Here is a 15,527-nt window from a genome sequence, read left to right as displayed (position 1 = left end):
TTTTTATTATATTATTCTAATAGTAGCTTATTAAATTTCTTTTGTCTTTAAATCTATTTTTAAAATATATGGTAAAAATATAAATACCAATAAAACTATTCCAGAAAATAAAAAAATATATGAACTTTTGAATTTATCAAATAAAATAGAATAGAACAATATTCCAAGAGGCATTAGAAGTTGACATCCTGTTTCAATAATACTAAAAACTCTTCCTTGATATTCATTAGGAATGGCCTTTGTAAACCATACAAGCATTGGTGTATTAGCAAAATTAGCGACAAAGTCAAATCCAAAAGCAAATATAATAAATACTATAAAATATGAAGAAGTACTAAGTTTAAATAATAGGGCAATTCCTAAAAATAATAAAAATCCAGTAATTCCACGAAGCCATTTAAAAGAAAACTCTAAAGGATATTCAATATCTTTCATAATTGACAATATTATTGAAGAAACTATCATCGCTACAGGGAATGACGCATTTACAATGCCATAAAGGTAATCGGAAAGCTTAATTTCATTAATTAAAACATAGGGCAGTCCAACTGAAACTGACGCCATTAAGAAATTTATAAACATTGCAAAGAAGATAATAAAAACTAAAACCTTTTTATCTTTCATATACTTAATTCCTTCAACAAAAAGATGTAAAACTTTCTTTTCTTCATTATTCTCTGTTCCTTCAGTCTTAATAAGATTAAAATTAATAAAAAGTACAATTAAAATAGTTATAAACTCAATAACAGCTTCTAAAAGGACAAAATGGATTAATTCTAATTTTGTAAGTAAAAAAACTGCTAAAATTGGAGATATAATATAAACCCCTGAAGATGCAATCTGTTGAAAGGATTTTACCTTTTGAATATACTCTTCACATACAACTTTTTTTACTGAAGATGAAAAAGCATTATTTAAAAATTGATCCGCAACCTTTAAACAAATTAATAACATATAGGTATTGATTAAATTAGTTTCAGCATTGGAATTTAAACTTAAAGCATATAAAAGTAAACTTACAATACTAAAAGTCTGAGCAATTACTATTACAATTTTTTTATTATACTTATCAACAATTGCCCCAACAAAAGGAACTAAAACAAGAGCAACTAAAGGTCCTATTATTTGAGAAATACCAAAGTTTAAAGCTGATTCCGTCTTTTTTAAAATAAGTAGTCCAATAATAAAAGATAAAATAGAACTACCGAAATTTCCCGTTATAGTTGTCATAATTAATTTTATCAGCTGTTTTCTTGATTCTTTTACAATATCCATAACTTTTTCCTCTTAACACTTTATTTTGGCTATATTATACATCATTTTTTAAAAAATCTCAACTAGTTGGGAGATTGAAAACTGTTATTTAAGTCCTTTACAGGACTTACTATTGCTTGTAAACAAGCAATAGTTGAGATTTCCAGAGCAATTGTATCTAACGATACATTTACCCCGTCAGACCTACTTTTGTTTACAAGTAAACAAAGTTAGGGCTAGATTAACTACACTCAGCTTAGCTTCGTTTCGGTCGAAATGACGTGTTTGGGGAGATTTGTTTTGCTAGGTGCTACGACGTGTATTATTTTGCTTTATTTGCGATTTTTAAAAATTTTTGAAGTTTATTTACTATTCACGTTAAGCTATCAATCAAAGCTATTTCCTTAAACGTCATTTCGACTGTAGCGTAAGCGAAACGGAGAGATCTCATACTTTTGCTTTAGCAAAAGTAATGTATCGTAGATACATAAATTAATTAAAAACCCCACAAAAAAGACGGTTTGCACCGTCTTTATTTTCCAATACAGAAGTTTGAAAAGATATTGTCCAAAATATTTTCAGAAATATTTTCACCGATTATTTCTCCAAGCACTTCGTAGGATTTTCTCAAATCAACTTCGCAACAGTCAATAGGAACCATGTTTTTTAAATCTCCATAGAAAGATTTTAAATATTCTAATGAACTCTTTAAGCTGTTTTCATGTCTTACATTTGTAATTAAAGCCTTATCCTTAATCTCAATTTTACCATCGAAAAACATGTCTATAATTGCCTGTTCAAGTTTTGAAATTCCTTCGTTTTTAAGTGCTGATATTTCTATTATTTCAAAATTTATCTTTTCTTTTAATTTTTCAACGTCTAATTTTTTATCCAAATCTACCTTATTTAAAATTCCGATAGATTTAGTTGTATTTGCAAGTTCAATTATTTTTTCATCTTCCTCATCAAGTTCTCTTGAAATGTCAAATAATACTAAGTTTAAGTCGGAAGTTTCACTTGCTTCGATAGATTTTTGAACTCCGATTTTTTCAACAACATCAGCAGTTTCTCTAATTCCTGCAGTATCATTTATATTTAATTTAATTCCTGAAAGCTCGATATCCTCCTTGATTAAATCTCTTGTAGTTCCAGCAATATCAGTTACAATCGCTCTTTCCTGTCTTAAAATTCTATTTAGTAAGGAAGACTTTCCAACATTTGGCTTACCGATTATTGAAACATTAATACCATCTTTTAAAATTTTTCCTTTATTTGACTCTCCAAGCAATTCTTCCATTTCAGCCATTAATTTTTCAGTCTTTAAAATTACATTATCAAAAGGTAATTCCTCTTGCATATCTTCTGTAAAATTAATAGAATACTCAACAAAGCTCAAAATATCTAAAAGTTTTTCTCTAAACTCTTTAATCTTTTTACTCAAATGCCCTTCAAGTTGATTAATCGCACTCTTATGTGAAAATTCTGTTTTTGCCTTTATTAAGTCAATAACTCCTTCAGCTTGGGATAAATCAAGACGTCCATTTAAAAAGGCTCTTTTTGTAAATTCACCTTTTTCAGCAAGATCAGCTCCGTTTTCAAGACAAACATTTAAAACTCTTTTAAGACATACAATTCCGCCATGAGTAAAGATTTCAACAACATTCTCTCTAGTATAAGTATGAGGAGCGTACATAAAGCAAACCATAACTTCGTCAATAAGTTCATCTTTATCGTAAACATGACCATATTTCATTATTCTATTGGATTTTTCATCTATTTCTTTCTTATCATAAGGTTTAAAAAAACTCTTTACAATATCTATTGACTTTTCACCACTAAGTCTTACAATTCCAATTCCTGATTCTCCAGTGGCAGTAGCAATAGCAACAATAGTATTTTCCATATTTTCTCCTTGTTGTTCCACAATAAAGCAAAAGAACGCCTAGACGTTCTTTTAATTGCATATTAAAATTTAGGTTTGATAACAACCTTTCTATGTGGCTCTTCACCTTCACTCACTGTAAATACACCTTTCATATTGTGTAAAGTTGAATGAACGATTCTTCTTTCATAAGCATTCATAGGTCTAAGTCTCATAACTTTTTTATATCTAATAGCTTTTTTAGCAAAAGTCATGGCTGTTTCTCTGATTGTTTCTTCTTTTCTCTTCTTATATCCATTTATATCTAAATAAATTCTTTTTTCTAAAGAAGTATTTCTTCTAGCAAAAATACTTAAAATATATTGGATACTTTCTAAAGTTTCTCCAGATTTTCCGATTAAAACTTTGAAATCATCAGATTCATTAATATACAAATTAATAGCTTCTTCATCTTCATCATAACTGATTTCGCCATTAACTCCCATATTTGAAATTAATCCTTTTAAGAATTCTTCAATCTTTTCTATATCATCACTCTTAGCACTAAGAGCTTCTTTACAACAAGAAACTTCAACGCTAGGTTGACTATCTTCTTCTTTTTCAAATTCTTTTTCATTTTTTAATGAAACTTCAACTAAAGCATCTCTTGAACCAAAGCCCAAGAAACCACTCTTAGGTTTTTCTATTACTTTAACATCAACATCTGCAATATCAGCTGAAAGCTCTCCTAAAGCAAGTTTTACAGCTTCATCAACAGTTTTTGCTGATTTAATAATACTCATTCTTTGCTCCTTTCTACTACTTACTCATTTTTTTATTTTCGTAAGCAGTTAAAGCCAATCTTAATAAAATTTCTACAACATTAGTCATTGCCCAATAAAGTGCAAGACCAGCTGAGAAGCTCTTTGCAGAAATAAATATTATTAATGGGAATATATATTTCATAGTTTCCATAGATTTTGCAGCAGGATTATCTTGTTGATCTCTGTTACTCAAATCTAAATAGATATATTGAGTAACTGCATTTATCAAAGGAAGACCATATAAAAGTGGGTCTGGTGTTGATAAATCCTTAATCCAAAGGAAATTTTTCATAACATTTGCATTTGCATCCCCAAAAATGTATAACAATGGCTCTCTCATTACAGCGAACATCGCTAAAACTAAAATTAAGTTAAAAATCATTGGTAAACAACCACCAAGTTGTTTAATTCCATGTTCTTTATTAAATTCCATCAGCTTAAGATTCATAGCTTGAGGATCATGTTTATATTTTTCTCTAATTTTTTGTTGCTCTTTTGCAAACTTTGCTTGAATTTTTTGATTTTTTATACTACTTAAAAATATTGGGAACATTACAACTTTAAAAATTATTGAAATTATAATAATACTAATAGCTAAATATGAAATACTTGAAGGCTCGTTTGGTAATATAGTAGCGACTCCTTCGTAAATAAATTTCAATACAGATCCCATTAAATTTCTTAAAAATGCCATTTATTCCTCCTATTTTAGTGGATCATATCCACCTTTTCCAAAAGGATTACATCTTAAAATTCTCCAAATAACTAAATAACTCGCCTTAAAAAAGTTGTATTTTTGATATGCTAAAATAGCATATTCCGAACAAGTCGGTGTAAACTTACATTTTCCATGTCCTAAAAGACCTGAAATATATTTTCTATAAAATTTAATTAATAAAATCATTAATCTTCTCAATTTAAAACCTTCTTTAAAGCAAAATTAATAAGTCTTAACAAAGACCTCTCAAGTTCAATGTAATCAATTTCTAAAGTGTTTTTTTTCGGTAAAATTACCATTTCATAACCTAATCCTAAATCACAAACATTAAGTCTTATTATCTCTTTTATTCTTCTTTTAATCAAATTACGTTTATTTGCTTTTCCAAACTTTTTAGTAATAGAAACGCCGAACTTAACTTTTTTCCTATTAGTAGGTCGAATAAAAATAGTAAAATCTTTATTCCAAAAATTCTTTCCACGTCTATAAACAGTTTGAAACTCTCTATTTTTTCTTAATCTAATTTCCTTATTCATATATCATCTTTCTATTCATCATACTTACAACAAAATATTTTAGATTCGTAAGTATAATCACTTCAACAAAAAAATAAAAAGCTGAATTTTAGAAAAGGCCACACTAACGTTGGCCTATGCTGATAAAACTTTTCTATTTTTAAGTCTTCTTCTCTTTAATACAGCTCTACCTGCTTTTGTACTCATTCTCTTTCTAAAACCATGAATTTTACTTCTTTTTCTTCTATTTGGTTGATAAGTTCTTTTCATAATATAGATGACACCTCCTTATTATAATCACCTTTAGGTTATTTAATAAAACACTACCATAGATTATAAGCTATTTTAAGTATAATTGTCAAGTAAAAATATAAAAAAAATGTAAATTTTTTACAACAAAACTAGCCAAATCAAAATAATTTTGTTTTTGTATTTAACTATTTACTTTTAATATAAAAGATGATATCATTAAGTTAAAGTAGTAGAAAAGAGATTTGGTAAATTTTAGTTGATAGAATGTTAAAGGAGGTTTCTATGAAAAATTCTCAAAATATTTCAACTTCCGAAAAAATATTTTTTTATGTTGCGATAGGTTGTTTGATTTTTCTTCCATTTAGAATTATCTTTACTAAAAATTTTGTACCATATGAAAAACTATCAATTATTGTTACAGCTGTAGCTATGATTTTATGTATAGTTGAATATTTAAAAAAAAGAAAAAAGAAATAGTTTTTTAATCCATTTGCATTTTGCAAGTGGATTTTTTTGTGCAAAAAATTTTTAAACATACAGTATTTTTGCCACTATATTTAATATTTTTTCCTTTTGTGTTTTAAGTGCAATAAATTTGAGTTTTTTTTGGATTTTTGGTATAATTTAACTGTGAAAAAATGTTTAAAATTTTGAAGATTTTATGAAATTTTTCTATAATTTATCATATTACAAAAATGTAATATGTGGATAACTAGAATAAAATTGTGGATAATTTGTTTGTTATTTAGAGATAATTTTTAAATATTTTTTAAAAATTTTGAAAAATACGAATTTTTTTATAAACAGTATAACTTTTTAAATAATGTGGATAACTTTTTAATTTATTTGAAATTTTTTTATAAATCACTTAATAAATGTTGGAATTTCAATATTTTTAAAATTTTATTCAATGTGGATAAATATGTTAATAACTTTGTATAGGGAGTAGTTTATGTTTGAAAATGAGATTATTGTTGATAGCTTATGGCTTGAAGTTTGCAATGAGTTGAAAGACAAGCTCGGAGAGAGCCGTTTTGCAACTTGGATTGAGGTTTTAAAGCCAATTTGTTATGAGAATCATAAGTTAATGGTGCTTTGCCAATCAAATTATATAAAAACTTTTATAAATGGAAATTTTAAGGATTATATTGAAGATGCTATTAATAATCAGCTTTTTCCTCTAATTCAGGAAAAAACTGAGCTTTTACCTGTTGTAGCAACTGATGATGCATATTTGGAAGCGATTAAAAATGCAGGTGGTCAAACTTCTTTCTTTTCAAAATCTTCTGATAAGGCTACAAAAAAAGGAAAATTAAAGAAAATTTCAGCTTCAAGCAATTCCTTGGATTTTACAGAGAAATTTACTTTTGACAATTTTATAAAGGGTAAGAATAATGAATTTGCTATGGCTGCAGCAGAAGCTGTTGCCAAAAATCCAGCTGGTACTTACAATCCGCTTTTCATTTATGGTAATTCTGGTCTTGGAAAAACTCATCTTATGAAGGCAATTGGTTATGAAATACATAAGAATTTCGATTGTAAAGTTTTGTATTTGAGTAGTGAAAAATTTACTATTGATCTTATTGATTCTATTAGAGATAAAAATCAAAATTCAGAGTCTGAGTTTAGAAAAAAATATAGAAATGTTGATGTTTTGCTTATAGACGATATTCAGTTTATCGCAGGAAAAACTGCAACTCAAGAGGAGTTTTTCCATACTTTTAATGAATTATACAGTAGAAATAAGCAAATTATTATTTCATCAGATAGACCACCAAAGGAAATTAAAAATCTTGAAGACAGACTAAAAAGTAGATTTAATATGGGTCTAACTGTTGATATTCAACCACCTGATTTTGAAACTAGAATGGCTATTTTACAAGATAAGGTAAAGTATGAACCGATAACTCTTTCAAATGAGGTTCTTGAATTTATTGCAATGAATATTAAGACAAACATTAGAGAGCTGGAAGGAGCTTTAATCAATGTTTTGGCTCATTATAAATTGAAGCAAGATGCTCCGATGACTGTTGATTATGTTAAGGGAATTTTATCTCAAAAGCTTAATGAACTAAATAGGAGAGAGTTGGATATAGATTTAATTAAAGAAACTGTAAGTCAATATTTTAAGATTGAAGTTTCTGATTTAAGTTCAAAAAATAGAGCTAATTCAATAGCTTATCCAAGACAGGTTGCAATGTATCTTTGCAGAAATATGTTAGATTGTGCATTAGGAAATATAGGTTCTGCTTTTGAAAAGGATCATACAACTATTATGCATGGTGTTAAAAAGATTGACGAAAAGATAAAGACGACAGAATCTGTAAAGCAAGATATTGAGAATATAAAGAAAATGTTAGAGGATTAATATTACAAAAAAGTAATATTATTTTTAAGGGATTTTTTAGTTATTCAACTTATACTGTTTACAAGTATGTTGATAAGTTGTTGATAACTTTTAAATGTTTTTTATGTTGTTAATATGTTTATAAGTATATGATTATTTAGTTAAATTATACAGTAGTTATACAGTTGTTAAATGTTGAAATTCAAATATTAAATTGGGTTGTTTGAGTTATCCACAGCCCCTACTACTATTACTACTAAATTATATTTTTTTATATGTGAAAAGAGGAGAAAATTATGGAAATAAAGATAATGCAAAATAATCTTTTGAATTTAATAAATATATCTTTAAGAGCTATAAGTTTAAAAAATAATACTTCAATTTTAGAAGGTATTTTATTTATTGCCAAAGATAATAGATTAACTTTGAAGTCAACTGATTTGGAATTGGCTATTGAAACTTCAACTGAATGTAAGGTAGAAAAAGAGGGTGAAGTTTTACTTAATGCTTCAATGATTTCAAATATAGTAAGAAAATTACCTAATGATGAAGTTCTTATTAAAGTTGATAGAGAAAAAGTGTTTATTCAAAGTGAAAATGCAAAATTTAATATTATTGCAATGGATATTTATTCATATCCAGAATTTCCAACTTTTGAAAATAAAGTGGACTTTACTGTTCAAGATAATTTACTTAAAGTTGCAACAAAACAAACTATTTTTGCAACAGCAGTTGATGATTATAGAATAGTTTTAAATGGTGTTGATGTAGAGATAGAAAATCATAATGTTGATTTTGTTGCGCTTGATGGACATAGAATTGCAAAGAGAAGTTTTAAAATTTCAGAAGATATAGAGAAAAAAGTTATTATTCCACCAAGAGCTTTAAATGAAATTTCAAAAATTGTTCCTGAGGGATCAGTTGTAGGAATTTCTCTTGTTAGTGGTAGTGCTATTTTCACTTTTGAAAATACTATCTTTTCAACTAGAGTAATTGACGGAGATTATTTGAATTACAAGGCTCTATTTTCTTATGAATACAAGACAAAAGTTATTGTTTCAAGACGTGATTTGATAAATGCAATTGAAAGAGCAAATATTATCTACAAGGCTGAAAAAGGAGATTTAGTTACTTTTACAATAGATGATAATAGTATTTTAGTTGAAGGTTCATCTGAAATTGGAGATTTAAAAGATGTTATAGACATCAAAAAAGAGGGAGATAATCTTAAAATTGCCTTTAATTCAAAATATGTTTTAGAAGGATTAAAGACAATAGAACAAGATTTTGTTGAAATTACATTTAACGGTAGAGCTGGTGCTTGTATCATAAGACCAGAAGATGAAAATATAGATTATACTTATTTAGTTTTACCAGTTTTATTACAAGATTCTCAATATTAGGAGTTAAAAATGGAAGAAATTATTATTGATACTGAATTTATAAAATTAGATTCGCTATTAAAATATGCAGCAGTTGTTCAAACTGGAGCTGATGCTAAATTCTTTATATCAGAAGGATTAGTTTTAGTTGACGGAGAAGTTGAAACAAGACGTGGTAGAAAAATTTATGATGGAATGACTGTTAAAGTATTAGCTGATGACGAAGAAGTAAATTTAATTATTAAAAAGAGGTAGAGTTGATAGTTGAAAAAATATATTTGACCAACTTTAGAAATTTAAAAGATATTTCTTTTGATTTTAAGGAGAATATAAATGTTTTTGTCGGGAAAAATGGTATTGGAAAGACAAATGTTCTCGAAGCGATTTATATTTCTCTTGTTGCGTCAAGTTTTAGACAGGTAAAACAAGAAGATTTTATAAATTTTGATGAGAGTTTTGCAAAAGTTGATACTTTTGTAAATGAAAAAGGATTTGAAAATAAAATTTCCTTTTTGTATACGGAAGATAAGAAAAAAGTTTTTAAAATTGATGATATCAAAATTAAAAGTGTAAATGAACTTTATGATTTTTCAAATGTTATTGGATTTTTTCCAGATGAGCTTAAAATCATAACTGAAAGTCCAAATTTTAGAAGAAATTTTTTTGATAGCTTCATTATGAAGATGACAAAGGGATATAAACAAAAATTGAATTTATACAGAAATGTTATTTTTAGAAGAAATATGCTTTTAAAAGGAATGAATTTATCTAGCTATTACAAGCAAGAGATGAATGCACTTACAAAAAAACTTGCACTTTTATGTTATGAAATCAGTATGGAGAGAAAAAAACTTATTGACCTTATAAATATGGAAATAAATTCAATTCATCAAAAATTATCAGGTGAAACACTTAGTATTGAATATGAATCAATTTTAAGTAATCATAGTAAAAGTGAAACTGAGTGTTTAAAGGAAATTTTAGAGAATTTTACAAAGACATATAGATTGGATTGTGAAAGCAAGACAACAAGTTTTGGAATTCACAAAGAGAATTTTAAATTTGTTTTAAATGGAAATGATGCGAAAAGTTTTTCTTCACAAGGTCAAAAGAGAAATATTATAATTACTGTTAAAATGTGTCAAAAAAATATTTTTGAAGAATATAAGGGTGTTAAACCGATTATTCTACTTGATGACCTTTTTAGTGAATTGGATGAAAATAGAAGATATGAAATTTTAGAATATTTAACGGATAATCAAGTCTTTATAACGACTACAGATAAGTCTTTTATAAATGATTTTAAGAATATAAATGTCATAGAAATGGAAAAAGTGAGAAAGGAAAGATATGAGTAAAGAAAAAATTAGAGATTATGGTGCTAAAGACATTAAGGTTTTAACAGGTCTTGAACCAGTTAGACTTAGACCTGGTATGTATATAGGTTCAACAGGAGTAAAGGGACTTCACCATTTAGTGTATGAAGTTGTTGATAACAGTATAGATGAGGCTTTAGCTGGTGTTTGTGATACAATTACAGTTAAAATTTATAAAGATAATTCTGTAAGTGTTGAAGATAATGGTAGTGGTATCCCAGTTGAGATACATCCACAAACTGGAAAATCAACTCTTGAAACAGTTTTAACTATCCTACATGCTGGTGGTAAATTTAATAACAATGCTTATCAAGTTTCAGGGGGACTTCATGGAGTTGGTGTTTCTGTAGTAAATGCACTTTCAGAGTGGCTTGTTGCAAATGTAAAGAGAGACGGAAAACTTTATGAACAAAAATTCTCAAGAGGTATTGCTACTTCAAAACTTGAAGTTGTTGGAACTTCAAAAGAAAATGGAACAATAATTACTTTTAAACCTGATCATGAAATTTTTGATACAACTATCTTTGAAAAAGAAATTTTAAGAAACAGATTTAGAGAAATGGCATTCTTAAACAAGGGTGTTAAGATTATTTTTACTGATGAGAGAGAAGACTATACAGAAACTTTCCACTATGAAGGTGGAATAAAATCTTTCGTTGAGTATATGAATAGAAATAAAAATTGTCTTCATAGTGAAGTTATTTATTTTCAAGGACAAAGAGGCGATTCACAAGTTGAAATTTCTATGCAATATACAGACGGATATTCTGAAAATGTATTAACTTTTGCAAATAATATCCATACTCCAGAAGGAGGAAGTCATTTAGTAGGTTTTAGAACTGCTCTTACTCGTACTTTAAATGACTATGGAAGAAAATATAATTTAATTAAAGATAAGGAAGCTAATCTTCAAGGGGATGATACAAGAGAAGGTCTTACTGGAATTGTTTCAATTAAACTTCCAAATCCTCAATTTGAAGGACAAACTAAGGCAAAACTTGGAAATAGTGAAAGCCGTGGTATTGTTGAAACTTTCTTGTATGATAATTTGATGACTTTCTTGGAAGAAAATCCAAAAGTTGGTAAAATTATAATTGAAAAGGCTCAAAGTAGTGCAAGAGCTAGAGAAGCTGCAAGAAAAGCAAGAGATTTAACTCGTAAAAAATCTATTCTTGATAATACAACTTTACCTGGAAAATTATCAGATTGCCAAGAAAGTGATATTGCTGTAAATGAAATTTACCTTGTCGAAGGGGACTCTGCCGGTGGTTCTGCAAAACAAGGTAGAGATAGCAAATTCCAAGCAGTTTTACCACTTAAAGGTAAAATTATGAACGTTGAAAAGGCAAGAATTGATAAGATTTTAGGTTATGAAGAAATCAAATCAATGATTACTGCTTTTGGAACAGGAATTGGAAAAGATTTCAATTTAGATAATTTAAGATATGGAAAAATAGTTATTATGACTGATGCCGATGTTGACGGTGCACATATTAGAACTTTAATTTTAACATTTTTCTATCGTTATATGAAAGAATTAATCGAACAAGGTCATGTATATATTGCACAACCACCACTTTATGGAATTATTAAAGGTGTTAAGGTTGTAAAATATTGTTGGACTGATGAAGAATTACAAGCTAGTTTAGATGAACTTGGTCGTGATTCACATAGAATTCAAAGATATAAAGGTCTTGGGGAAATGAATCCTGCACAACTTTGGGAAACAACAATGAATCCTGAAAACAGACTTTTCCTACAAGTAAATATTGATGATGAAGAACTTGTGTCAATAGATGAAACTTTCTCAACTCTTATGGGAGATAAGGTTGAACCGAGACGTGAATTTATAGAACAAAATGCGAAATATGTTGAAAATATTGACGCATAGGAGGAATAAATGGCTGATATAGAAAATAAAATAAATGTTGTCGATGTAGATATCGAAAAGGAAATGAAAAAGTCATACCTTGAATATGCCATGAGTGTTATCGTTGCAAGAGCTTTACCAGATGTTAAAGACGGTTTAAAGCCTGTTCATAGAAGAATTATTTATGCAATGCAAGGTCTAGGACTTTTACCAGACAAGCCTTATAAAAAATCTTCAAGACTTGTTGGGGAAGTAATGGGTAAGTATCACCCTCATGGTGATTCTGCAATATACGATGCAACTGTAAGACTTGCTCAAGATTTCAACTTACGTTACCCTCTTGTTGACGGTCAAGGAAACTTTGGTACAATTGACGGAGACGGTGCTGCTGCTCCTCGTTATACAGAAGTTAGAATGCAAAAACTTGCTCTTGAAATGTTAAGAGATATAAATAAAGATACAGTAGATTTCGTTCCAAACTACGACGAAAACGAAAAAGAACCAGTTGTTCTTCCAAGTAAATTTCCAAATCTTTTGGTAAATGGTGCTGCTGGTATCGCTGTTGGTATGGCTACAAATATGCCACCACATAATTTAAATGAAGTAATTGATGCAACTTGCGAATATATCGATAATTTTGATATTTCAGTTGATGAACTTATGAAATTTGTTAAAGGACCTGATTTCCCAACTGGTGCAAATATTATGGGACTTGAAGGAATTAAACAAGCTTATCATACAGGACGTGGAAAAATTACTGTAAGAGCAGTTGCAAATATTGAAGAATACAATAATAAAACTAGAATTATAGTTACAGAAATTCCATATCAAGTTAATAAAACTAATTTGATTATGAAGATTGTTGAACTTATCAAAGATAAGAGAATTGAAGGTATTTCTGACCTTAGAGATGAAAGTAATATGAAGGGAATTAGAATTGTAATCGAATTAAAAAGAGATGCAAACCCTAATATTATCTTAAATAATCTTTATAAACATACACAAATGCAAACTACTTTCGGTGTAATTAACCTTGCACTTGTAAATGGTGAGCCAAAAGTTTTAACTTTAAAGGAATTAATCGGACATTATGTTGAACATCAAAGAGATGTAATTACAAGACGTTGTAAATTTGAGCTTAAAAAAGCTGAGGATAGAGCTCATATAGTTGAAGGTCTTTTAAAAGCAATTGATCATATTGACGAAATCATCAAGATAATTAGAGCTTCTTATTCTGATGCTCAAGAAAAACTTATGGAACGTTTCGGCTTTACTAAAATTCAAGCTGAAAGCATCCTTGAAATGCGTTTAAGAAGACTTCAAGGTCTTGAAAGAGAAAAATTACAAGAAGAATATAACTCTTTGATTAAAGAAATTGCTAGACTTAAAGAAATTTTAGGAAATGAAAGATTAATCTTAAATATTATAAAAGAAGAACTTTCTGAAATTAAAGAAAAATTTGGAGATGATAGAAGAACTGAAATCAAACCTAATTTTGATGAAATCGAAATTGAAGAGTTAATCAAAGAAGAAGATGTTGTAATAACTCTTACAAAACAAGGTTACATTAAGAGAATTCCTTCTGATACTTACAAGGTACAAAATAGAGGTGGAAAAGGTGTTGTAGCTCTTACTACAAAAGAAGATGACTATGTTGACAGTCTTTTCATCACTTCAACTCATAGTGTAATTTTATTCTTCACTAATAAGGGAAGAGTATATAAATTAAAAGCTTACGAAATCCCAGAAGGAAAGAGACAAGCTAAAGGACAAAATATTATAAATCTTTTAGAATTAATGCATGGGGAAAAAGTAAATGCAGTAATTCCAGTTAAAGAAACAGAAGCTGATGAATACTTAATTATGACTACAAAGAAAGGTACAATTAAGAGAACATCTGTTGAGCTTTTCAAATCTATTAGAAAAGTTGGTATGAAGGCTATTAACTTAGTTGATGATGACGAATTAATTCAAGTTAGAGTTTCAACAGTTGAAGATTCAGCTATAATCGTTACAAGAAAAGGACTTGCAATCAAATTCGCACTTTCTGATTTAAGAGAAATTGGAAGAACTGGACAAGGTGTAAGAGGAATTAAACTTGATAAAGATGATGAAGTTGTTTCTATGAATCTTGATTCAGAAGGAAAGCATCTACTTGTATTTTCTGAATTTGGTTATGGTAAGAGAACTCTTACTTCAAGTTACAAAGTACAAAATAGAGGCGGAAAAGGTGTTAAAACTTATAAAGTAACTGATAAAACAGGTTATGTTGTTTCATCAAAAATTGTAAATCCAAGTGATGAAGTTATAGTTCTTTCACAAAGTGGTGGAATTATAAGACTTCTTGTTAAGGATATTCCAGTTAAAGGTAGAGATACTCAAGGAGTTATAATTAAAGATGTAAATAAAGAAGATGACAAGATCGTTGCAGTTGCAAAATATGTAAATGATGTTGAATAAGGAGATATTATGGAATTAAAAGTTGATTTAAGACAAGAAGGAGAAAAACTATTTGTCGATTTACAAGGTGATTTAGATATAAATTCTAATCAGGCTTTTAAAGATAAAGTAAATTCCGTTAAAGGAATTAAAAATATAGTAGTAAATTGTGATAACCTATCATATATTGATTCAACAGGACTTGGAGCTTTTGTAAGTATTTACAAGAACTTAAAAGAAAATGGAGAAAAACTTGTTATTAAAGGATTAAAACCACATATTAAGAAGATTTTTCTAATAACTGATTTAGACAAAGTATTTGATATTGAGGAGTAATTATGGATAAGATATTTGTAAAAATTCCTTCAGAAAAAAAATATATTTCAACAGTGAGACTTTCAATCTCATCCATAGCTAATACAATAGCCATGGATATTGAATGTATCGAAGATTTAAAAGTTTCAATTTCTGAAGTTATGAACTTATTTGTTGATGAAGGTAATTTTTTTGAAATTAGCATTGCTGTTATTGAAGATAAAATTGAAATTGAAGTATTACCAGATGTATCTATTTCTGAAATTCAACAAAAAGAAGAAAATAAATTTGCTTTATTAATTTTAGAAAATTTAGTTGATAAAATAGAATTTAAGGAAAAAAGTGTACTTTTAGTTAAAAATAAAGGATAGGGC

16 protein-coding genes are annotated in these 15,527 nt (G+C 28.1%); 9 read left to right on the top strand and 7 right to left on the bottom strand.

Features of this window, described 5'->3' with window-relative positions:
* Window positions 1-30 precede the first annotated feature (30 nt).
* The 7 genes from ACLGL0_RS03770 to rpmH all read right to left on the bottom strand — a co-directional run bounded on the left by ACLGL0_RS03770 (window position 31) and on the right by rpmH (window position 5,442).
* Window positions 31-1,275: an MFS transporter gene (locus tag ACLGL0_RS03770; RefSeq protein WP_411013677.1), complete on the bottom strand. Its 1,245-nt coding sequence runs from the start codon at window positions 1,273-1,275 to the stop codon at window positions 31-33.
* Window positions 1,276-1,786: 511 nt separating this feature from the next.
* Window positions 1,787-3,157: a tRNA uridine-5-carboxymethylaminomethyl(34) synthesis GTPase MnmE gene (gene mnmE, locus ACLGL0_RS03765; RefSeq protein ID WP_411013676.1), complete on the bottom strand. Its 1,371-nt coding sequence runs from the start codon at window positions 3,155-3,157 to the stop codon at window positions 1,787-1,789.
* 62 nt (window positions 3,158-3,219) lie between these two features.
* Window positions 3,220-3,918, bottom strand: coding sequence for an RNA-binding cell elongation regulator Jag/EloR (gene jag / locus ACLGL0_RS03760; protein WP_314557896.1), 699 nt, complete (start codon window positions 3,916-3,918; stop codon window positions 3,220-3,222).
* Window positions 3,919-3,934: 16 nt separating this feature from the next.
* On the bottom strand, window positions 3,935-4,633 hold the full coding sequence (locus ACLGL0_RS03755) for a YidC/Oxa1 family membrane protein insertase (RefSeq protein ID WP_411013675.1): 699 nt from the start codon (window positions 4,631-4,633) through the stop codon (window positions 3,935-3,937).
* A 9-nt stretch (window positions 4,634-4,642) separates the two neighbouring features.
* A complete protein-coding gene (yidD, locus tag ACLGL0_RS03750; RefSeq protein WP_411013710.1) occupies window positions 4,643-4,843 on the bottom strand; it encodes a membrane protein insertion efficiency factor YidD in 201 nt (66 codons plus the stop codon).
* An 8-nt stretch (window positions 4,844-4,851) separates the two neighbouring features.
* Window positions 4,852-5,193, bottom strand: coding sequence for a ribonuclease P protein component (gene rnpA / locus ACLGL0_RS03745; protein ID WP_233055884.1), 342 nt, complete (start codon window positions 5,191-5,193; stop codon window positions 4,852-4,854).
* A gap of 114 nt (window positions 5,194-5,307) precedes the next feature.
* Complete coding sequence (gene rpmH / locus ACLGL0_RS03740) at window positions 5,308-5,442, bottom strand: 50S ribosomal protein L34 (protein WP_004832453.1); 135 nt, start codon at window positions 5,440-5,442, stop codon at window positions 5,308-5,310.
* 264 nt (window positions 5,443-5,706) lie between these two features.
* On the opposite strand from rpmH, the gene ACLGL0_RS03735 reads away from it, so the two are divergent.
* From ACLGL0_RS03735 to ACLGL0_RS03695, 9 genes are all read left to right on the top strand, one after another.
* On the top strand, window positions 5,707-5,901 hold the full coding sequence (locus tag ACLGL0_RS03735; protein ID WP_411013674.1) for a hypothetical protein: 195 nt from the start codon (window positions 5,707-5,709) through the stop codon (window positions 5,899-5,901).
* Window positions 5,902-6,376: 475 nt separating this feature from the next.
* Window positions 6,377-7,792 (top strand): chromosomal replication initiator protein DnaA, encoded by a 1,416-nt coding sequence (gene dnaA / locus ACLGL0_RS03730; RefSeq protein ID WP_411010383.1) that lies wholly within the window; start codon window positions 6,377-6,379, stop codon window positions 7,790-7,792.
* 275 nt (window positions 7,793-8,067) lie between these two features.
* Window positions 8,068-9,174 (top strand): DNA polymerase III subunit beta, encoded by a 1,107-nt coding sequence (gene dnaN, locus ACLGL0_RS03725; RefSeq protein ID WP_411013673.1) that lies wholly within the window; start codon window positions 8,068-8,070, stop codon window positions 9,172-9,174.
* 9 nt (window positions 9,175-9,183) lie between these two features.
* Window positions 9,184-9,408 (top strand): RNA-binding S4 domain-containing protein, encoded by a 225-nt coding sequence (locus ACLGL0_RS03720; RefSeq protein WP_313962291.1) that lies wholly within the window; start codon window positions 9,184-9,186, stop codon window positions 9,406-9,408.
* Window positions 9,409-9,410: 2 nt separating this feature from the next.
* Window positions 9,411-10,511 carry a DNA replication/repair protein RecF gene (gene recF / locus ACLGL0_RS03715; RefSeq protein ID WP_411013672.1) on the top strand — a complete coding sequence of 367 codons (1,101 nt, stop codon included), beginning with the start codon at window positions 9,411-9,413 and terminating at the stop codon, window positions 10,509-10,511.
* Entirely contained in the window at window positions 10,504-12,420 is a 1,917-nt protein-coding gene (gene gyrB / locus ACLGL0_RS03710; protein ID WP_411013671.1) for a DNA topoisomerase (ATP-hydrolyzing) subunit B, read from the top strand. Before recF ends, gyrB begins: the two co-directional genes overlap by 8 nt.
* 9 nt (window positions 12,421-12,429) lie before the next feature.
* A complete protein-coding gene (gene gyrA, locus ACLGL0_RS03705) occupies window positions 12,430-14,859 on the top strand; it encodes a DNA gyrase subunit A (RefSeq protein WP_347713921.1) in 2,430 nt (809 codons plus the stop codon).
* A gap of 9 nt (window positions 14,860-14,868) precedes the next feature.
* Window positions 14,869-15,174 (top strand): STAS domain-containing protein, encoded by a 306-nt coding sequence (locus tag ACLGL0_RS03700; protein ID WP_233055892.1) that lies wholly within the window; start codon window positions 14,869-14,871, stop codon window positions 15,172-15,174.
* Window positions 15,175-15,176: 2 nt separating this feature from the next.
* Complete coding sequence (locus ACLGL0_RS03695) at window positions 15,177-15,524, top strand: ATP-binding protein (protein ID WP_411013670.1); 348 nt, start codon at window positions 15,177-15,179, stop codon at window positions 15,522-15,524.
* Window positions 15,525-15,527: the final 3 nt, after the last annotated feature.

Source organism: Parvimonas pharyngis (genome assembly GCF_046569675.1).
In the GTDB taxonomy this organism is placed as follows: Bacteria; Bacillota; Clostridia; order Tissierellales; family Peptoniphilaceae; genus Parvimonas.
The sequence above is the reverse complement of the archived record's forward strand: the minus strand, read 5'-3'. Positions and strand labels throughout refer to the sequence as shown.